Raw genomic sequence first — 18,619 nt, forward strand, 5'->3', positions numbered from 1 at the left:
TGAACCGAATGGAGGTGCAATGGGCCGAGCAATCCATATTTTCCGCACCCCCGATCGTTTCGTCGCCGGCACCGTCGGCGAGCCGGGCGACCGCGCGTTCTATCTGCAGGCGGTGCAGGAACCGCGGGTGGTCAGTGTGCTGTTGGAGAAGCAGCAGGTGAAGGTGCTGGCCGATCGGATGGGTCTCCTGCTGGACGAGGTGCAACGCCGGTTCGGGACCTCGGTGCCCCCGCAGGCCGCCGATGTGGCCGACACCGCGCCGCTGCTGACTCCGATCGATGCCGAATTCCGGGTCGGCACCATGGGTTTGGGTTGGGACGCGGACGCGAACGCGGTGGTGGTGGAGTTGCTGGCGATCACCGAGACCGAGGTCGACGAGTCGGTGGTACTCGATGACACCGAGGAGGGCCCGGACGCGGTGCGGGTGTTTTTGACCCCGATCCAGGCGCGGGAGTTCGCGTTGCGCTCGGCGCGCGTGATCGCGGCCGGGCGGCCGCCGTGCCCGTTGTGCGGGGAACCGTTGTCCCCGGTCGGGCACATGTGTGTGCGCACCAATGGCTACAAGCGTGGCGAGATCTTCGGCGCCACCGAGATCGACGAGGAATGACGTGAGCGACCCGCTGCGCACCGCCGAGCTGACGGTGATCGGGCAGGTCACCACCGCCAGCAATGTCACCCTGGTCTGCGAGACCGGCGAGGACGGGCCGCGGGTGGTGTACAAGCCGGTGCGCGGGGAGCGGCCGCTGTGGGACTTCCCCGACGGCACCCTGGCCGCGCGGGAGGTGGCCTCGTATCTGGTGTCGCAGGCGCTGGGGTGGGGGGTGATTCCCGAAACGGTGTTGCGGGACGGGCCGTTGGGGCCGGGGATGGTGCAACGCTGGATCGACGTCGTCGAGGACACCGACGGCCCGGATCTGGTGGATCTGTGCCCGGTGGGCGAGGTTCCGGCCGGTTACCGGGAGGTGTTGCGGGCGTTGGATCCGGGCGGGCATCCGGTGTCGCTGGTGCATGCCGAGGATCCGGGGTTGGTGCGGATGGCGGTGCTGGATGTGCTGATCAACAATGCCGACCGCAAGGGCGGGCATGCGCTGGCCGGCGCGGACGGGCGGGTGTACGGGGTGGATCACGGGATCTGCCTGCACGCCGAGCCGAAGCTGCGGACGGTGTTGTGGGGGTGGGCCGGTGAGCGGATCGCCGAGGAATTGCTCACCGACATCACGGTTTTCGTCAAGGCGCTGCCCGGGGAGCTGGGTGAGCGACTCGCGGAGTTGATCACCGACGCCGAGATCGAGGCCCTCGAGGCGCGCGGGCGGGCGTTGCTGGACAATCCGGTGATGCCGATGCCGGCCAGCCAGCGCCCGATTCCCTGGCCCGCGTTCTGATTCCGCGCTCCGCCCGTCGATGTCCCAGTCCTCGCGCTGGGCCCGCCGACACCGGGTGCCGACGGTAACGATCGGTTCTTTGTGATTGCAACCGTTGACACCGGCGTGCCCGTGACTAGGGTGCAGGTCGGCCCGTCGCTACGCGTGTCGCGCGGCACACCGGGGCGGGGGCGGCGGGGGTCGCGTGCACTCGCGGCGTTAACCTCGATTCATGCAGTCCTGGTCCGATACCGCTGTCCCGACCGTTCCCGGATCCGGACCAGCGTTGCGCTTGTACGACACCGCCGATGCGGCGGTGCGCCCGGTGACCCCGGGTGCGACCGCGACGATGTACGTCTGCGGCATCACCCCCTATGACGCGACCCATCTGGGGCATGCGGCCACCTATCTGGCCTTCGACCTGGTCAACCGGGTGCTGCGCGATAGCGGGCATCAGGTGCACTACGTGCAGAACACCACCGATGTCGACGATCCGCTGTTCGAGCGTGCCGCGCGCGACGGCATCGATTGGCGCGAGCTGGGCACGCGGGAGATCAACCTGTTCCGTGAGGACATGGCCGCGTTGCGGGTGATTCCGCCGCGCGATTACATCGGCGCGATCGAGTCGGTGCAGGAGGTGGTCGAGCTCGTCGACAAGCTGCTGGCCTCGGGTGCGGCGTATGTGGTCGACGATCCGGAATTCGCCGATATCTACTTCCGTCATGACGCGACCGAGCAGTTCGGGTATGAGTCCGGTTACGACCGGGCGACCATGGAGCGATTGTTCGCCGAGCGCGGCGGCGACCCGACGCGCCCGGGTAAGCGCGATCCGATCGATGCCCTGTTGTGGCGCGCGGAGCGTCCGGGTGAGCCGTCGTGGCCGGCGCCGTTCGGGGCGGGCCGACCGGGCTGGCATATCGAGTGTGCGGCGATCGCGCTCAACCGGGTCGGCAGCGAATTCGATATCCAGGGCGGCGGCAGCGATCTGATCTACCCGCATCACGAGTATTCCGCCGCGCACGCCGAGGCCCTGGTCAAGGGGCGGCGTTTCGCCCGCCATTACGTGCATGCCGGGCTGATCGGCCTCGACGGCGAGAAGATGTCGAAGTCGCGCGGCAATCTGGTGTTCGTGTCCAAGCTGCGCCGCGCCGGGACCGATCCGGGCGCGATCCGGTTGGGTTTGTTCGCCGGGCACTACCGCGCGGATCGGGAATGGTCGGATGCGGTGCTGGCGCAGGCGCTTTCGCGGCTGGAGCGCTGGCGCTCGGCGGTGGCGCTGGCCTCGGGCCCGGACGCGACCGAGACGGTGGCGCGGCTGCGCACTCATCTGGCCGACGATCTGGACACTCCCAAAGCCCTGGCCGCGATCGACGCGTGGGCGCAGCAGGCGTTGACCTACGGTGGTCCCGACACGACCGCGCCGGGGCTGATCAAGGATGCGGTCGATGCCCTGCTCGGTGTCGAGCTGTGAGCCACCCGCGGAAGGCGTGAGCCACCGCCCGAGAGCGTGAGAGCGGCGCGCGAGCCCGGATCCGGGTTCGCGCGCCGCTTTGTTTTCGGTGGCGGCCCGGGCCGGAGGTGAGCGAGAACTGTTCGGACACGGCGAAAATGGGTCGCCCGCGCCGGGGTGGGCCGCGCATGCTGGCATGCGGGTGTCGCTGTCGTGAGGAGGAATGGTCCGTGGATGCTTCCGGTGTGGTGTTCGCCGCGGCGCGGTTCGCGCGCGGGACCGATCGGCTGGTGGAGTGTGCGGCATTCTATCGAGAGATCGTGGGGCTGACACAGCTTTTCGCGTTCTCCGATCACGCGGGCTACAGCGGGTTCGTGTTCGGGTTGCCGGATGCGCGTTCGCAGTTGGAGTTGGTGCGTGCCGATGGTGGCCCGCCTGTGCCCCCGGCGGATCCCGAGCATGCGCTGGTGGTGTATCTGCGTGGCGGGTTCGAGGAGTTGCGCAAGCGGCTGGCCGATCATGGTGTGGCCGAGGTGATTCCGGAGAATCCGTATTGGGTGGCGGCGGGGGCGTTCGCGGTGCTGGATCCCGACGGCTGGATGCTGATCGTGGTGCCCGCGGCGCCGGAGCCGGTGCGGATCGAGGAGTTCACCGGGGATCGTGGCGAGATCGCGTGGTCGTTCCGGTTGGCCGAGGATTCCGAGCAGTTGCTGGCCTCCTATATCGATCGGGGCCGGGTGTGGGTGGCGCGCACCGGGTCCGGGGCGGTGGCCGGGCATATTCAGGCGGCCCCGGAGGCCGATGCGTCGGTGTGGGAGATCGTCAATACCGCGGTGGCCCAACCGTTCCGGGGTGCGGGGGTGGGGCGGGCGATGGTCGAGGCGGTGGTGGCGGCCGCGCAGGCGGCGGGGGTGGCCCGGATCGAGGTGGCCACCGCCACCGCGGATGTGGGGAATCTGCGTTTCTATCAGCGTTGTGGTTTCCGGATGAGCCGGGTGGTGGCGGATGTGTTCACCGCGGCGGCCGGGTATCCGGAGGTGGTGGAGGTCGACGGGATCCGGATGCTGGATCAGGTGTGGTTCACCCGCACGTTGTGAGGGTTCAGGCGGCGACGGCGGTGCCGTAGCTGTCGCTCAGGGCTGGCCAGCCGCCGGGCGAGCCCACGGCCTCGCGCATGGATTCCCAACCGGGGCCGTGGTTCTCGAATCCGGAGTGCACCAGGGTGACGGTGGTGTGGTCCTCGTCGAGGGCGGTGAAGGTGACATCGACGCGGCTGGTGCGGGCGGGATCGGATTCGGGTTTCCAGGACAGGTCGATGTCCCAGGAGAAGGCGAAGTGGGTGTGTGGGTTCCACACCAGTACCCGGCCCCACGGGCATTGGGTGCCGTCGGCCTCGCGGCCGTAGAGGCGGCCTCCGACGTGGGGTTCGACGACGGCTTCGGCGAGCGGGCCGGCGCCGATGTGGTGTTCGCGCGGCCACCAGGAGTCCATGCCGGTGGTGAAGACGCGGTAGGCCTTGTCGATGGGGGCCTCCACGGTGAGTTGGACGGTGACGGCGTGGGAGTCGATCTGCTGGGTCATGACTGCTCCTGGGGTTGGCCGGGATCTGGGGGTTGGCCGGGATCGGGTTTGTTCACTTCGTCGCGAAAGGCCGACAGCGCCGTCGACCAGAAGTGGGTGAAGTAGGCGCGCAGCGCGTCGATGCCGCCGGGGTCGAGGCGGTAGACGCGGCGGGTGCCGACCGCTTCGTCGCGGACCAGGCCGGCGGCCTTGAGCACCTTGAGGTGCTGGGAGACCGCGGGTCGTGACACGGGCAGTTCGCCGGCGAGTTCGCCGACCGCGCACGGGCTTTGGCCGAGGCGTTCGAAGATGGCTCGCCGGGTCGGGTCGCCGAGGGCGTCGAGCGCGGCGCTTTGGTAAGTACCCACGAACCGTAAGTCTATGCTTACGCATCGGTGGGTGGTAGGGGTGTGCGTGGATTCGGTTGCCGGTGGCGCGAAGTCGCGCGATTAACCCGATTCCGCTTCCCGCGCGCGGTCGGCGGCCGATACCGTGAGGGCGCGATGGTGTGACCCTCGATGAGGAGGTGGGCTGTGAATGTGCCGGGTTTCGAGCGTTTGCGTGCGGTGGTGGAGCAGGGGCGTGAGCGGGGCGCCTCGGTGCGTAAACAGGTGCGCGCCGGTGGGCAGCTGCTCGACAGTGTGCGCCGGGATCCGCGGATCGTGCGGGAGCTGATCGCCGGATTCACCGGGCACGGCAGCGAATCCGAGGCGGCGCCACCCGAGCACACGCTCCCGGCGGGCCTGGCCGAGTTCACCCGCACCGTGCACGCGCATACCGAGCTCGAGACCGGGGTGGCGACGACGCTGGCGTATCTGGCGCAGTTGGGGCGGCTGCCGCAGTGGGTGGTGTTCCATGCGGGCTGGCGCGGGGACGCACCGAGGGCGGCGGCGCTGGGGGTGGAGTACACGCAGGTCGTGAAGTTCATGGGGATCCCCGCGGAGGTGGCGTGGACGGTCACCGAGATCGGCGACCACGGGCTGGGGTTGCGTGGCGCCGGGCCGCAGGGGTTGGCGCTGGGGTTGTGGATCACGGTGGCGCCCAACGGGTCCGGGTCGATCGTGTACGTGGATGCCGGGTTGTCGGGGCAGCCGATCGAGGGCCCGTTGGGGGCGACGGTGGCGCGCGCGCTCGCCGATTCGCTGCGTGATTCGCTGGCGCGGGTGCCCGCCGCGCTGGCCGCGACCCGCGCCGGTGGCGGCAAGCCGGCACCGAAGGCGGTGCGGCATCGGGCCTCGGGGGTGGTGCTGGCGCCGACGACGCCGGTGCTGATCGGGGTCGGGCAGATCGTGCAGCGCAATCCCGAAGGGTCCTATGCCGATCCGGCGGCGCTGGCGGTGCGGGCCTTGCGGGCCGCGGCGGCCGACGCCGGGGCCGGGGAGCGGTTGCTGAAGCAGGCCGAGGCGGTGTTCGCGGTGGCGCCGACGTCGTGGCAGTACCGGGATCTGGGTGCGCTGGTGGCCGCGGCGGTGGGCGCGGGTGCGGTGGAGACGGTGCAGTCGAGCCCGTTCGGCGGGGACGGCGGGCAGCTGGTGCTCAACGAGGCGGCCGCGGCGATCGCGGCCGGGGACTACGAGCTGGTGCTGGTGACCGGCGCCGAGGCCGGTGCCACGCAGGCCGCGGCGCAGCGCGCCGGGATCGAATTGGATTGGCCGGTGCAGGATTCGAGCGTGTCGCCGACGCGCACGGTCGGTATCGACAAGCCCGCCAACAATGCCGCCGAGTCCGCGGCCGGGCTGCAGGCCCCGATCAACATGTACGCGCTGCTCGAATCGGCCAACCGGCATCGGCTGGGTCGTACGCCGGCCGAGCATGCGGCGGCGGTGGCCGAGTTGTGGTCGCGGCTCTCGGCGGTGGCGGCGGCCAATCCGCATGCCTGGCAGCCGCAGGAGTTCTCGGCGGCGCAGATCGCGGCGGTGACCGACGCCAACCGGATGATCTCGACGCCCTACACCAAGCTCGAGTGCGCGAACCTGACCGTGGACATGGCCTCGGGCATCATCGTGGCCAGCGCGGCCGCCGCGGAGGCGGCCGGTGTGCCGCAGGACAAGTGGGTGTTCCTGCACGCGGGCGCCTCGGGCACCGACGAATGGTTCGTCAGCGAACGCACCGAGCTGGCCGCCTCCCCGGCCATCGCGGCCCTGGGTGCCGCGGTGCTCGACCATGCCGGGATCGGCCCCGAGGATCTGTCGCATGTGGATCTGTATGCGTGTTTCCCGGTGGCGGTGCAGATCGCGGCGCGGGAGCTGGGCTTGCCCGTCGACGATCCGAAGCGGCCGCTGTCGGTGACCGGTGGGCTGACCTTCGGTGGCGGGCCGGGCAACAACTACGGCGGTCACGCGGTCGCGACCCTGGTGGGCCGGTTGCGTGCCGAGCCCGAATCCTTCGGCCTGGCAACCTCGCTGGGCTGGTACCTGACCAAACACGCCCTGGGCGTCTATTCCGCGACCCCGCCCCGGCGCGGCTACCAGCATCTGACTCCGGTCATCGAGCATCCCCCGGCCCGCCCGGCCCGCAGCACCTACACCGGTGCGGCCGTGGTCGAGGCCTACACCCTGCCCTACGGCCGTGACGGTGTCCCCGAGGCGGGGATCGTGAGCGTGCTGACTCCCCAGGGTGAGCGAGTCCTGGTGCGCGCCACCGATTCCGCCCTGCTGGCCGCTCTCGACGAGGACGACTGGCTGGGATTGCCGGTGCGCGTGGAGGGCGAGGCGATCGTGCCCGCCGCCGACGCCGGGACCGATGCCACGCATACGGGGCTCAGTACGGCGGGTATCGCGCGGGTGCCGCTGCCGCCACCGCCGCCCGCGCCGGTGCTGATCGAGCGCCGCGGCCACGTCATGATCATCACGATCAACAGGCCGCAGGCACGCAATGCGATCAATCTGGCGACCGCGTTGGGGCTCGAGCGGGCGATCGACGCCTACGAGGCGGATCCGAACGCGCGGATCGCGATCTTGACCGGGGCGGGTGGCTATTTCAGCGCCGGGATGGATCTCAAGGCCGCGGCGCGCGGTGAGGTGCCGGTGACCGAGAAGCGCGGCATTCTCGGGATCGTGTCGGCGCCGCCGCGCAAGCCGTTGATCGCGGCGGTGGAGGGTCCGGCGCTGGCGGGCGGGTGCGAGCTGGCGTTGGCGGCGGATCTGATTGTGGCCGCCGCGGATTCGATGTTCGGGATTCCGGAGGTCAAACGCGGGCTGGTCGCCGTCGGCGGTGGTGTGCTGCGGCTGTCGCAGCGACTACCCCGTGCGGTCGCCATGGAGTTGGCGTTGACCGGTGATCCGATCACCGCGGCCCGTGCCGCCGAGGTCGGCTTGATCAATCAGGTCGCCGCACCGGGCAAGGCCCTCGAAGCGGCGCTGGTGCTGGCCGAGCGGATCGCGGTGAACGCGCCGCTGAGTATCGATGCCAGCAAGCAGATCATCGAGCAAGCGCCGGATTGGTCGGTGGCCGAGGCGTTCGGCAAGCAGAGCCAGGTCGCGGCGGCGGCCTTGTCGTCGCAGGACGCCGGGGAAGGGATGCGGGCGTTCGTGGAGAAGCGGCCGCCGGTGTGGCAGGGCCGCTGAACCTGCGGCGCGACAGACGCGAGCACGAAAGAACGGTCATGACATCGGATCTCACCGAGTCCACCCTCACCCTGGTGCGGGACGGGCTCACCCTGTCGGCGCGCCGCTTCGGCCCCTCTGATGGCCCGCTGGTGATGCTGCTGCACGGTTTCCCGGACACACCGCACACCTGGGACGGGCTGATCCCGGCGCTGGCCGAGTCGGGCTATCAGGTGCTGGCGCCCTGGCTGCGCGGCTACACCCCGGCCTCGGCCGCACGCGATGCCCGCTACGACCTGATGGCGGTCAGTGCCGATATCGCGGCCTGGCATGCCGAACTCGGTGCGCCACCGGCGCATCTGGTGGGCCATGACTGGGGTGCGTTCGTGGCGATGGTCCTGGCCAAGCAGGAGCCCGGGCGGTGGCGGTCGCTGACGTTGCTGGCGATTCCACCGTTCGGGGGCGGGGTCGCGGCGGGCCTGTGGCGATATCTGCCGCGGCAGCTGCTGCTGTCGTCGTATATCCCGGTGATGCAGTCGGGGTTCTCGCCGCGGCTGCTGGTGCGCCGCGAGGCCGCGTTCGTGCGGGCGTTGTGGCGACGCTGGTCGCCGGGCTGGGAGTTCGGTGCGGGCCAGTTCACGCCCACCGCGGCGGTTTTCACCGATGCGACGATGGCGTGGGCGGCGACCCGGTATTACCGGTCGCTGTTCACGGTGGCGCACAAGGCGACTCGCGAGTTCAGCGACCTGCTGATGGCCGCCCCCGCCCCGCTACCCACGCTGGCGCTGGGCGGGCTGCGCGACGGCTGCATGTCCCCGGATCTCCAGCGCATTCTGGCAGAGCATGCGAAAGTGCAGCACGCGCAACTACCCGACTGTGGGCATTTCCTGCAGGCCGAGCGCCCGGATGCGGTGGCGGAGTTGCTGATTCCGCATCTGCGCGCGGCCGATGCGGACAGCTGAACCTGGCCGCGGCACCACCTCCGGCTGTCGGCCGGTGTCGTTGGCGGAGGCGGTCAGTGACCGCCGTGCGGTCCAGAACCCGTGCCGCCCATCGGCATTGGGCCCTGCCCCATCGGCATCGTTTCCTCGCCGCTTCCCATCGGCATTGTGTGCTCGTTCATGGGTTCGGGGGTGAAGGTGGGTTGCTGGCCGGGGTCGAGGATGAGGAATTGGCCCATCATGCCCGCGTCCTCATGGTGGAGCAGGTGGCAGTGGTACATGTACGGGAAGGAGGGGTCGGCGGGCCCGGTGAACCGCAGGGCGAGTTCGTAGGTGCGGCCGGGTTCGGTGTAGACGGTGTCCTTCCATCCGGCCAGGTGTGGCGGTGGTGGGGTGGCGTCGATGGCGCGGAGCTGGAATTGGACGTCGTGGACGTGGAAGTTGTGGGGCCAGTCCTCGAGGTTGCGGACCGACCAGATTTCGGTGGCGCCGGTGGCCACGGTCAGGTCGATACGGTTCATGTCCATCTTCGCGCCGTTGATCATGAACCATTTGAGGTCGAAGCTGCGGGTGACCGGGAGCCCGGGGGCGAGTGGGTCGATGGTGGTGAGGGTGGCGGGCAGGGCCGGTGCCGCGGTGGCGTTCGTGGTGGCGCGCAGGGTGAGTACGTCGAAGGTGTCGTCGAAGCCGAAGCGTTCGGGTCGGTCGATGCCGGCGCGGGTGGTGACGGGCACAGCGCGCAGTGTCGCGGTGGATCCCGGGGTGAGGTCGACGACGATTTCGGCGCGTTCGCCGGGGCTGAGTTGCACACGGGTCGAGGCGACGGGTGAGGTGAGCAGGCCGCCGTCGGTGGCGATGAGCGCGAAGCGGCGGTCGTCGCCGAAGCCGAGGTTCAGGACACGGCTCGAGGAGCCGTTGAGCAGGCGCAGGCGGGCGCGGGTGGCGAGCAGGTCGTGGTGGGTAGCGGTGGCGCCGTTGACGATCAGGGTGTCGCCGAGCAGTCCGTAACTGCTGGAAGGTTTTTCATCGAGCTGCCCGTCGGGGGTGAAGCGGCGGTCCTGGATGACGAGCGGAATGTCGTCGAGGCCGTAGCGGCGCGGCAGGTCGAGGCGGTCGCTGATCTCGTCGTCGAGGTAGAACAGGCCCGCAAGGCCGCGGTAGACGTGTTTTTCGGTGGCTCCGTGCGGGTGCGGGTGGTACCAGAGGGTGGCGGCGGGCTGGTCGATGCGCCATTGCGGGGTCCAGGTCGCGGCGGGGGCGAGCATCTGGTGGGGTCCGCCATCGCAGGCGGCGGGCACGTGCATGCCGTGCCAGTGCACGCTGGTCGCCTCGGGCAGGGTGTTGGTGACGGTCACCGACACGGTCTCCCCGCGACGCGCCCGCAGGGTGGGCCCGAGGATCGACCCGTTGAATCCCCAGGTGGGCGTGGAGGTTCCGGGCAGGATCTCGGTGTGCCCGGCTTGGGCGGTGAGGGTGAAGTGACGCACCCCGGCGGCGTCGACGTGCGAGTCGGCCAGCGGCGGGATGGGCAGCGGCCGGGTGCCGGGCGCGGCGGCGGGGATGTCGGTGCGGCGGGTGCAGCCGGTGGCGGCCAGGGGTAGGGCGGCGGCGGTGACGAGCAGGCGTCGTCGCGAGATCACAGGGGCTCCTCGGGTCGGGTCGCTTCCCAGCCTGTCGCTCGGCGCGCCGCGTCGGATCCTTCGTCGGGCCGCGTTCGGGGGCCTGATTGCGGCCACGGGAGTCTTGTGGCGTGGCAACCGTTGTGCTATCCGCGACCCGTGTGTGCCGGGAGTCTCGCCGGTTCACTACCGTGGATTCGTGATCGACCTTCGTGACCGTGGCCTGCGCTGGAAGGCGGCACGTGTGCTGCCGCTGCTGCTGACCCCGGTGTTGCTGGCGGCGAGCACGTTCCCGGGTGAGTACCGCGTCCCCGCCGTTTACTGGCTGCTTGCTGTGGCGGCGTGTCTGGTGTTCGCGTTCGGTGATCGGTGGCCGGTGGTGACCTCGCTGGTGGTGTCGGGGCTGGCGGCGGCGATGTTCGTGATTCCGGCGTGGGGGCCTTCGGAGCTGGTGCCGTATCTGGGTGCGCTCGCGGTGGTGGAGGCGGTGAGGCGTGGCGGGCGCCGCGACATCGTGCTGGTGAGCGTGGCGTGGGCGGCGGCGTGGGTGGGCGGGCATTGGGGTGGGCACGCGCCGACGTTCTGGCGTGGGGCGACGTTCGTGGAGGCGGCCGCGTTCGTCGGGTTGCCGCTGCTGCTGGGCCTGTATTTGCGGGGGCAGGCGGCGTTGACGGCGAGTGCGGCGGCGCAGGCGGCGGATGCGCAGTCGCGGGCGCGCGCCGAGGAGCGCACGGCGCTGGCGCGCGAGCTGCACGATATGGTCGCCCACCATATGGCCTCGATCGTGTTGCGGGTCAAGGTAGCTCGCCAGGTGCTGGGCGGGACCGATCCGCGGGTGCGGGAGGTCCTCGACGATGTGGGTGACACGGCGTCGGGGGCGCTGACCGATATCCGGCGGCTGCTGGCGGCTTTGCGGGATCCGGCGTTGGGTGCGGTGCCGCTGCTGGATGCCGAGGTGGTGGGCGCCGAGATCGCCGAGGCGGTGACGCGGGTGCGCGCGGCCGGGTTCGAGGTGCACTCCGAGATCGAGATGCAGACAACAGGTTTGGATGCGATCGCGCGGTTGACGCTGCTGCGGCTGGCGCAGGAGTCGCTGACCAATGCGATGAAGTACGCCGATCCTGCCGCGCCGGTGCGGATCTCGGTGGCGCGCACCGGCTCCGGGGTGCGGCTGCAGGTCCATAATCGCGGTGCCGGGGCGCCGGTCGGTGCGGGGCATGGGCTGGCCGGGATGCGCGAGCGGGTGGCGTTGGCCGGGGGCCGTCTCGAAGTCGGTGCGCGCGGCCGGGATTGGGTCGTCGATGCGGAGTTGCCCGCCGGATCCGCAGCGGTCGAGCCGGGAGGTGCGTCGGCGTTGCCCCGGGCCACCGAAGCGCAGGCCGGGGCGGTGTTCGGGCGGGGTGTGCGGTGATCCGGGTGTTGCTGGTCGATGATCAGCGTCTGGTGCGGGCGGGGTTGCGCATGTTGGTGGAGGCGACCGCGGATCTCGAGGTGGTCGCCGAGGCCGCCGACGGGGTGGCGGCGGTGCGTGCGGCGGCGGAGTGCTGCCCGGATCTGGTGTTGATGGATCTGCGGATGCCGGGCATGGACGGGGTGGAGGCGACGCGGCGGATTCTGGCCGGTGGTTCCCCGAAGGTGCTGGTGCTGACGACGTTCGACGATGACGAGCATCTGTTCCCGGCGTTGGCGGCGGGGGCGAGCGGCTATCTGGTCAAGGATACCGAGCCCGAGGTGCTGGTGGCCGCGATCCGGCGGGTGATCGACGGCGAGTTGCTGTTCTCCCCGCCGCTGCTGCGCCGACTGGTGCAGCGCGCGGTCGACGCCCCGACCGAAACCGCTCCTGCGGCAGTCGATCTCACGCCTCGCGAGCAGGACGTGCTGGCGCTGGTGGGTGCGGGCTACTCGAATACCGAGATCGCCGAGCGCCTGCATCTGGGGGTGACGACGGTCAAGAAGCATCTGGCGCATCTGATGGACAAGACCGGCTGCGACAACCGGGTCCGGTTGGCGGTGTTCGCGGTGCGCGCGGCGCGCTGACCGGGTGGACCCGTTGGGAACCGGGCCCACCGCAGCTCAGGGGTTCAGGCGTTGGCCAGGGCGGTGACCGCGTCGGCGAACATGGTGGCTTTGATCGCGCCCAGGGTGGCTTGGTCTTTGGCGCCGAGCCCGGCGACCAGCGCGAGCGCGGTGTCGGTGATGTGGTCGGCGTCGGCGGTGGCGTCGACGAGGTCGTGGGCCAGGGCGTCGGGTCCGCCGAAGCGGCGTCCGGTGGTCATCGACGCGATCGCCTGTTTGGGGGCGAGCTTGGCTTGGATGAGTGCGGCCATGCCGCGGGTGAACGGGATGTGGATGTCGACCTCGGGGAAGCAGAAGTAGCCGCGGTCGGCGCGCATCACCCGGTAGTCGTGGGCGATGGCGAGCATGGCGCCGGCACCGAAGGCGTGCCCGGGCAGCGCGGCCGCGGTGGGCAGCGGGAAGGTCAGCATGCGCGCCAGCAGCGATTGCACTTGCGCCACATACCATTCGGCGCGTTCCCCGTGGGCGGAGAGCCAGTCCAGGTCCAGGCCGTTGGAGTAGAACTTGCCCGAGGCGGTGGTGAGCAGGGCGTGCGCGCCGTCGGCCAGGACGGTGTCGAGGTGGGCGTTGGTTTCGGTGAGGAATTCGGGTGAGAAGCGGTTCTCGTGGTCGCCGAGGTCGAGTACGGCGATCTTGTCGCGGTAGGTGAGGGTGGGCATGCGGGGTTCCTTCAGAGGGTGCGGTGGGGTGCGGGCCCGAGGTCCAGGACCGCGTGGACGGCGGCCCGCAACTGCCGGCGGGCGATCGGGGTGGTGAGCCGGTCGCGGTCGAGCAGGATCGCGGTCGGCAGGTCGACCAGGCACAGGGTCACGGTGTCCACCGCGGCGGCGTCCGCGCGCCCCCACAGCCGCCGCGACAGGGTTTTCATCAGCTCGACCAGCGTGGTCTGGGTGGCGGCCACGTCGGCGCGCACGGTCTCGGGCAGCTCGTCGCCGAGCAGATCGGTGCGGCGGACCCGGAAGAACAACTGTGTCGAGGCCGGGTAGCGGGCCGCGAATTCGGCGGGTGCCTCGGCGGCGGCGAGCACCGCCTCCAGGGGGTCTGCGGCCTCGGCGACCATCTCGGCCTGCAGGGTCAGGAATCGGTGGGCGGCCCGAATCCAGGTGCGCCCCAGCAGCTCCGCCCGCGAGGAGAACGTGTGATACAGCGCCCCGTTGGAGACGCCGGTGGCCGCGGCGACGGCCCGGATGGTGACCGCGGCGGGCCCGGAGGCCACCGCGAGATCCTCGGCGGCATCGAGCACGAGGTCCGGGTCGTGGGTGCGGGGTCGGGGCATACACCCGACCATAACAGAGCAAGTGCTCTGTTATGAAGGGGTGGTTTCCGCACCGCGCAGTCCGGCCGCCCGCGCCCGTGGAGGGCGCGGACGGCCGGTGGGCTGGCCTCGATCAGGCTGCGCTGGTGGGTGTTTCGGCGGGTTCGTGGACGTCGTCGGCGAGTTGGGGTGCGTACATGGTGTCGATGGTGTGCGCGTATTTCTCGGCGATGGGTTTGCGGCGCAGTTTCATGGTGAGGGTGATTTCGTCGCCGCCGGGTTCCCAGAAGGTGGGCAGGATGGTGAAGCGTTTGATCTGTTCGATGCGGGAGAGTTTGGCGTTGCCGGCGGCGACGCCGCGCGCGATTTCGGCGACGACGTTCTTGTCGGCGGCGAGTGCTTCGGCGGAGGCGTCGGTGAGGCCGTGTTGGGCGGCATAGGGTGGCGCGGATTCGGCGTCGAGGACGATGAGCGCGGTGTTGTAGGGGCGGTTGTCGCCGATGGTGGCCAGGGCGCCGATGAGTCCGGTGGCGGCTTTGATGGTGTTCTCGATATTGGCCGGGGACATGTTCTTGCCGGCGGAGTTGATGATGAGTTCTTTCTTGCGGTCGACCACGCGCAGGTAGCCGTCGGCGTCCTCGGTGATGATGTCGCCGGTGGCCAGCCAGCCCTCAGCGTCGAGGGTGGCGGCGGTCTTCTCGGGTTCCTTGCGGTATTCGCGCATGACCAGCGGTCCGCGCACGAAGTATTCGCCGTCCTCGCCGATGCGTGATTCGAGTCCGGGTAGGAGTCGCCCGACGGTGCCCAGGCGGGCTTGGCCGGGCAGGCTGACGCTGACCACGCAGGTCAGTTCGGACATGCCCCACACTTCGGAGATGGGGATGCCGAGCCCGAAGAAGAATCCGAGGGTTTCCGGCGGGATGGGCGCGGCACCGGACAGGGCCCATTTGAGTTGATCCAGGCCGATTTTGGCGCGCAGCGGCCCCAGCACCGCGGCGTCGGCCTTGTCCCATTCGGCGGCCTGGGTGTCGTCGAGGGGCACCCCGGCGAGTTGGGCTTCGGCCTTGCGGGCAGCGAGCCCCAGTGCCCAGTCGAGGGCGGCGCGGCGGGCCGGGTCGGTTTCGGCGGTGACCGAATATTCCACGGCCGCTTTGAGTTTCTCCCACACTCGCGGCACCGCACCCCAGATGGTGGGGTGCACGTCGGCCAGGGCGGCGGGCAGTTGGGTGCGGTCGGGGACGACGGTGATCTGGGTGCCGAAGTATTGGTGCAGGTACAGGTTGGTGACCCGGTCGGCCATGTGCGCGGTGGGCAGGAAGCTGGTGATGCGGTCACCGAATTCGACGGGCATGACCGAGGCGTAGGCGCGGCATTCGAAGGCCAGGTTGGCGTGGGTGATCTCCACGCCTTTCGGGTTGCCGGTGGTGCCGGAGGTGTAGCACAGGGTCACCACATCCTCGGGAGTGATGGCCTGCCAAGTGGCGTCGAAGTCGAAATCGGCGCGCCCCAACTGCTTCAACTGAGCGACGGTCAGGGTGCCGGGTGCGGGGGCGTCGATGCAGACGATGGTGTGCATCGGTACCCCGCTGGCGCGGATCTTGTCGACGTATTGGGCTTCGCAGATCACCACTTTGTTGCCCGCGTTGTCGAACACGTAGTGCAGTTGCTCGGCGGAGAGTGTGTTGTACACCGAGAACGAGGTGGCGCCGGTGTGTTGCGCGCCGACCTCGAGGGGATAGAACTCGACGCGGTTGGCCATCATGAACGCCACCGTGTCCCCGCGCCCGACCCCGAGCGCCGCGAGCCCGGCGGCGATCTCACGCACCTGCGCCGCATAGTCACCCCAGGTCAGAACGTGATGTCCGCCGATGTCGCGGACCGCGATCGCGTCGGGGTCGATCGCCGCGGTCGCCTGGAACGCGGCGGGGGACGTATTGGGTTGACTCATCACTGTTCTCGATCCACTCACCAACCAAGCCTTCTCAGACGGTAAGGCGCGGGGCGGGTTCCGCGTGGGCGTTTGACCCGCATCCATGAGCGCCCGATCGCCTTAAGCGAGTGTTAGGAAACTCCCGCACCCCTTGGGTAGGGCTGTGTCGCCCGCCACAGTGGAGCGCGGATGCGATGGGGCATTCGTGGTTTCAGCAAGGGAGAAGTTTCGTGAGCAGCACTCCTACTGGGGAGCGCCGGGTGGTCGCCAATGTGATGCGCGGCTCGATCGGCAACCTCGTCGAATGGTACGACTGGTATGTCTATGCGGCGTTCTCGGTGTATTTCGCCAAGACGTTCTTCCCCGCCGGTGACGCCACCGCCCAATTGCTGTCCACCGCCGCGGTGTTCGCGGTCGGATTCCTGATGCGCCCGATCGGCGGATGGGCACTGGGCCGCTATGCCGACCGGTTCGGGCGCCGCGCCGCGCTGACCCTGTCGGTGACGGTGATGGCCGCGGGGTCGCTGCTGATCGCCGCCACCCCCTCCTATGCCTCGATCGGGTTGGCGGCGCCGGTGATCCTGCTGCTGGCGCGGCTGTTGCAGGGCCTGTCGGTGGGTGGTGAATACGCCACCAGCGCAACGTATCTGTCGGAGGTGGCCTCGGCAGGGCGGCGCGGGTTCTATTCGAGCTTCCAGTACGTGACCCTGGTCGCGGGCCAGCTGGTGGCGCTCGGGGTGCAGATCGTGCTGCAGCAGTTCCTGACCTCGGCCCAGCTGTACGCGTGGGGGTGGCGCATCCCGTTCCTGATCGGCGCGGCCAGTGCGCTGATCGTGATGTGGCTGCGGCGCGGCATGGACGAATCCGAATCCTTCCGCAGCGAATCCGCTTCCGCGAGCGCGGGTTCGGGGCGCGGATCGCTGGCGGTGCTGCTGCGGTATCCGCGCGAATGCCTGCTGGTGGTGGGGTTGACCCTCGGCGGCACGGTCGCGTTCTACACCTACACCACCTACATGCAGAAATACATGGTCAACACCTCCGGTATCTCGAAATCGACGGTGGCGTGGATCAACTTCGTGGCGCTGCTGGTGTTCGTGGTCCTGCAGCCGATCGCCGGGGCGCTGTCGGATCGCATCGGGCGACGCAAACTGCTCATCACCTTCGGTGTGGCGGGCACGATCGCCACGGTGCCGATCATGACGCTGCTCGGCCACACCAAGAACCCATTGGCCGCGTTCGCGTTGATGCTGGCGGCGCTGGTGATCATCACCGGCTACACCTCGATCAACGCGATCGTGAAGGCCGAACTGTTCCCCACCCGCATCCGTGCCCTGGGCGTCGGGCTGCCGTACGCGCTGACGGTGGCGATCTTCGGCGGCACCGCCGAGATGATCGCGCTCGCGTTGAAGAAGGCCGGGCACGAATCGCTGTACTTCTGGTACGTGTCGGGCTGTGTGCTGATCTCGCTGCTCACCTACTTCTTCATGCGCGAAACCTCCACCGAATCGGTCATCGACGCCGAGGACAACGCCCTGGCCGCCGACACCACCGCGGCCCCGGGCGAGCCGGTGCGGGTGCGCTGACCCTCCCACGTGCCGCAGCCTCCCGAGGGCTGTGGCCGGGCCCGGGTGGCCGCTGTTCGATGCGGAGCGGTGGCCACCCCGAGGCCGGGAACCGATCGGTTTGTCGTGAAGGAGAGAATCGGAGCCATGCGGTTGGCGGTGGTCGAGGACGATGACGGGGTCGGGGACGCGCTGGTGGAGGCGTTCGGGGTCCGCGGCCACGCCGCGGTGCGGATGCGCCGCGGCGCGGATCTGCTGACCTGCCACCGCGGTTTCGACGCGGTGGTCCTGGATCTGGGCTTGCCCGACGCCGACGGGCTCACCGTGCTGCGGCAGCTGCGCGAGGTGTCCACCGTCCCGGTGGTGATCTTGACCGCGCGCAGTGACGAACGCTCGATCGTGCGCGGATTACGCGGCGGCGCCGACGATTACGTGATCAAACCACCACGCATCGCCGAACTGCTCGCCCGGTTGGAGAACGTCACCCGCCGCCCGCAACCGGTCGCGGCGGCCCCCGCGCGCACGGTGGTGACCGGGGACGTGACGGTCGATCTGGATGCGCGCCGGGTCTCGGTGGCCGGGGTCGAGATCGCGCTCACCACCAAGGAATTCGAGCTCGTGGAGGCGTTGACCGAGCGGCCGGGCGCGGCGGTGAGCCGCCAGCAGCTGATGGACCGCATCTGGGGGGATGCGTTCGTGGCGGTGTCACGGTCGCTGGATGTGCACATGACCGGGTTGCGCGCCAAGCTCGACCGGCCCGGCCTGATCACCACCATCCGCGGCTACGGCTACCGCTGGGGCGACTGACCCGGTGCGCCGGCGCCTGCTCATCGCGTTGACCAGCTTCGCCACCGTGGCGGTGCTGGCGTTCGCGATACCGCTGTGCCTGACCGCGGCCACCAGCCGCACCCAGGAACTGGTGTCCGGGCGCAGCGGCGACGCCGACCGGTTCGCGGCCTTGACCGTCACCGCCGACCGGCTCGGCGACCATCGTGCCCTGTCCATGGAGGTCGCCCGCTACCACGACCTCTACGGCGAAGCGGTGTTGGTGGTCGATGCCCGCGGCGTCCCGTTGGTGAACGCGGGCGTCGACCCGCGCGACACCGGGGTCGCGGCGGCGTTGGCGGCCGCGCGCCGCAATCAACGCCCCGCCACGGTGTCGCGGCTGCTGCCGTGGAGCCCACCCACGGTGTTGATCGCGCGCCCGGTCGGCTCGGACACCCATGTCGACGGCGCGGTCCTGATCGCCGCCTCCACCGACACCGCCCGCGCCGACATCACCCGCGTCTGGGTGGTCGTCGCGGTCGGTGCCCTGGTGGC

General features: G+C 69.9%; 16 protein-coding genes and 1 pseudogene. 11 read left to right on the plus strand and 6 right to left on the minus strand.

Translation table 11 applies throughout. The features are described from left to right. The first annotated feature begins 19 nt into the window (after positions 1-19). The 4 genes from ON43_RS17440 to ON43_RS43765 all read left to right on the plus strand — a co-directional run bounded on the left by ON43_RS17440 (position 20) and on the right by ON43_RS43765 (position 3,908). Positions 20-607 carry a DUF3090 domain-containing protein gene (locus tag ON43_RS17440; protein WP_040808531.1) on the plus strand — a complete coding sequence of 196 codons (588 nt, stop codon included), beginning with the start codon at positions 20-22 and terminating at the stop codon, positions 605-607. Further along, positions 555-1,382 carry an SCO1664 family protein gene (locus tag ON43_RS17445; RefSeq protein ID WP_051178559.1) on the plus strand — a complete coding sequence of 276 codons (828 nt, stop codon included), beginning with the start codon at positions 555-557 and terminating at the stop codon, positions 1,380-1,382. Before ON43_RS17440 ends, ON43_RS17445 begins: the two co-directional genes overlap by 53 nt. A 211-nt stretch (positions 1,383-1,593) precedes the next feature. Continuing rightward, positions 1,594-2,832, plus strand: coding sequence for a cysteine--1-D-myo-inosityl 2-amino-2-deoxy-alpha-D-glucopyranoside ligase (gene mshC / locus ON43_RS17450; RefSeq protein WP_040808534.1), 1,239 nt, complete (start codon positions 1,594-1,596; stop codon positions 2,830-2,832). A 209-nt stretch (positions 2,833-3,041) separates the two neighbouring features. After that, positions 3,042-3,908, plus strand: coding sequence for a GNAT family N-acetyltransferase (locus tag ON43_RS43765; protein WP_157514086.1), 867 nt, complete (start codon positions 3,042-3,044; stop codon positions 3,906-3,908). A 4-nt stretch (positions 3,909-3,912) separates the two neighbouring features. Here ON43_RS43765 and ON43_RS17465 read toward each other — a convergent pair whose 3' ends face one another. Together ON43_RS17465 and ON43_RS17470 are read right to left on the minus strand one after the other, a co-directional pair. Beyond that, a complete protein-coding gene (locus tag ON43_RS17465; protein ID WP_040808536.1) occupies positions 3,913-4,392 on the minus strand; it encodes an SRPBCC family protein in 480 nt (159 codons plus the stop codon). Further along, positions 4,389-4,739 carry an ArsR/SmtB family transcription factor gene (locus tag ON43_RS17470; protein ID WP_040808538.1) on the minus strand — a complete coding sequence of 117 codons (351 nt, stop codon included), beginning with the start codon at positions 4,737-4,739 and terminating at the stop codon, positions 4,389-4,391. Before ON43_RS17470 ends, ON43_RS17465 begins: the two co-directional genes overlap by 4 nt. A gap of 165 nt (positions 4,740-4,904) precedes the next feature. Here ON43_RS17470 and ON43_RS46810 point away from each other — a divergent pair, with 165 nt between their 5' ends. Then, positions 4,905-7,937: a crotonase/enoyl-CoA hydratase family protein gene (locus ON43_RS46810; RefSeq protein ID WP_281033319.1), complete on the plus strand. Its 3,033-nt coding sequence runs from the start codon at positions 4,905-4,907 to the stop codon at positions 7,935-7,937. Between the two features lie 38 nt (positions 7,938-7,975). Continuing rightward, positions 7,976-8,878, plus strand: coding sequence for an alpha/beta fold hydrolase (locus ON43_RS17480; protein WP_040808540.1), 903 nt, complete (start codon positions 7,976-7,978; stop codon positions 8,876-8,878). A gap of 53 nt (positions 8,879-8,931) precedes the next feature. Here the strand turns inward: ON43_RS17480 and ON43_RS17485 are convergent, their stop codons facing one another. Continuing rightward, positions 8,932-10,497: a multicopper oxidase family protein gene (locus ON43_RS17485; protein ID WP_051178561.1), complete on the minus strand. Its 1,566-nt coding sequence runs from the start codon at positions 10,495-10,497 to the stop codon at positions 8,932-8,934. A gap of 178 nt (positions 10,498-10,675) precedes the next feature. On the opposite strand from ON43_RS17485, the gene ON43_RS17490 reads away from it, so the two are divergent. Beyond that, entirely contained in the window at positions 10,676-11,887 is a 1,212-nt protein-coding gene (locus tag ON43_RS17490; RefSeq protein WP_245568634.1) for a sensor histidine kinase, read from the plus strand. Then, positions 11,884-12,513, plus strand: coding sequence for a response regulator (locus tag ON43_RS17495; RefSeq protein ID WP_040808542.1), 630 nt, complete (start codon positions 11,884-11,886; stop codon positions 12,511-12,513). Before ON43_RS17490 ends, ON43_RS17495 begins: the two co-directional genes overlap by 4 nt. A 44-nt stretch (positions 12,514-12,557) precedes the next feature. Here ON43_RS17495 and ON43_RS17500 read toward each other — a convergent pair whose 3' ends face one another. The 3 genes from ON43_RS17500 to fadD11 form a co-directional block, all read right to left on the minus strand. Continuing rightward, complete coding sequence (locus tag ON43_RS17500; protein ID WP_040808544.1) at positions 12,558-13,211, minus strand: enoyl-CoA hydratase-related protein; 654 nt, start codon at positions 13,209-13,211, stop codon at positions 12,558-12,560. An 11-nt stretch (positions 13,212-13,222) separates the two neighbouring features. Further along, a complete protein-coding gene (locus ON43_RS17505) occupies positions 13,223-13,828 on the minus strand; it encodes a TetR/AcrR family transcriptional regulator (protein WP_040808546.1) in 606 nt (201 codons plus the stop codon). Between the two features lie 112 nt (positions 13,829-13,940). Then, a complete protein-coding gene (gene fadD11, locus ON43_RS17510; protein WP_040808548.1) occupies positions 13,941-15,755 on the minus strand; it encodes a fatty acid--CoA ligase FadD11 in 1,815 nt (604 codons plus the stop codon). A 212-nt stretch (positions 15,756-15,967) separates the two neighbouring features. Here fadD11 and ON43_RS17515 point away from each other — a divergent pair, with 212 nt between their 5' ends. The 3 genes and pseudogenes from ON43_RS17515 to ON43_RS17525 all read left to right on the plus strand — a co-directional run. After that, on the plus strand, positions 15,968-17,320 hold the full coding sequence (locus tag ON43_RS17515) for an MFS transporter (protein WP_083913483.1): 1,353 nt from the start codon (positions 15,968-15,970) through the stop codon (positions 17,318-17,320). Positions 17,321-17,446: 126 nt separating this feature from the next. After that, positions 17,447-18,106, plus strand: a complete 660-nt coding sequence (locus ON43_RS17520; RefSeq protein ID WP_040808549.1) for a response regulator transcription factor — start codon at positions 17,447-17,449, stop codon at positions 18,104-18,106. A gap of 4 nt (positions 18,107-18,110) precedes the next feature. Next, positions 18,111-18,619, plus strand: a pseudogene (locus ON43_RS17525) (sensor histidine kinase); the annotation flags it as partial.

This window comes from Nocardia concava NBRC 100430 (assembly GCF_000308815.1).
Taxonomy (GTDB): Bacteria; Actinomycetota; Actinomycetes; order Mycobacteriales; family Mycobacteriaceae; genus Nocardia; species Nocardia concava.

Coding starts and splice junctions, on each gene's coding strand:
- ON43_RS17465 (WP_040808536.1), bottom strand. CDS start 4,392: ATGACCCAGCAGATCGACTCCCACGCCGTCACCGTCCAACTCACCGTG.
- ON43_RS17445 (WP_051178559.1), top strand. CDS start 555: ATGGCTACAAGCGTGGCGAGATCTTCGGCGCCACCGAGATCGACGAGG.
- ON43_RS17480 (WP_040808540.1), top strand. CDS start 7,976: ATGACATCGGATCTCACCGAGTCCACCCTCACCCTGGTGCGGGACGGG.
- mshC (WP_040808534.1), top strand. CDS start 1,594: ATGCAGTCCTGGTCCGATACCGCTGTCCCGACCGTTCCCGGATCCGGA.
- fadD11 (WP_040808548.1), bottom strand. CDS start 15,755: ATGAGTCAACCCAATACGTCCCCCGCCGCGTTCCAGGCGACCGCGGCG.
- ON43_RS17505 (WP_040808546.1), bottom strand. CDS start 13,828: ATGCCCCGACCCCGCACCCACGACCCGGACCTCGTGCTCGATGCCGCC.
- ON43_RS17500 (WP_040808544.1), bottom strand. CDS start 13,211: ATGCCCACCCTCACCTACCGCGACAAGATCGCCGTACTCGACCTCGGC.
- ON43_RS17440 (WP_040808531.1), top strand. CDS start 20: ATGGGCCGAGCAATCCATATTTTCCGCACCCCCGATCGTTTCGTCGCC.
- ON43_RS17520 (WP_040808549.1), top strand. CDS start 17,447: ATGCGGTTGGCGGTGGTCGAGGACGATGACGGGGTCGGGGACGCGCTG.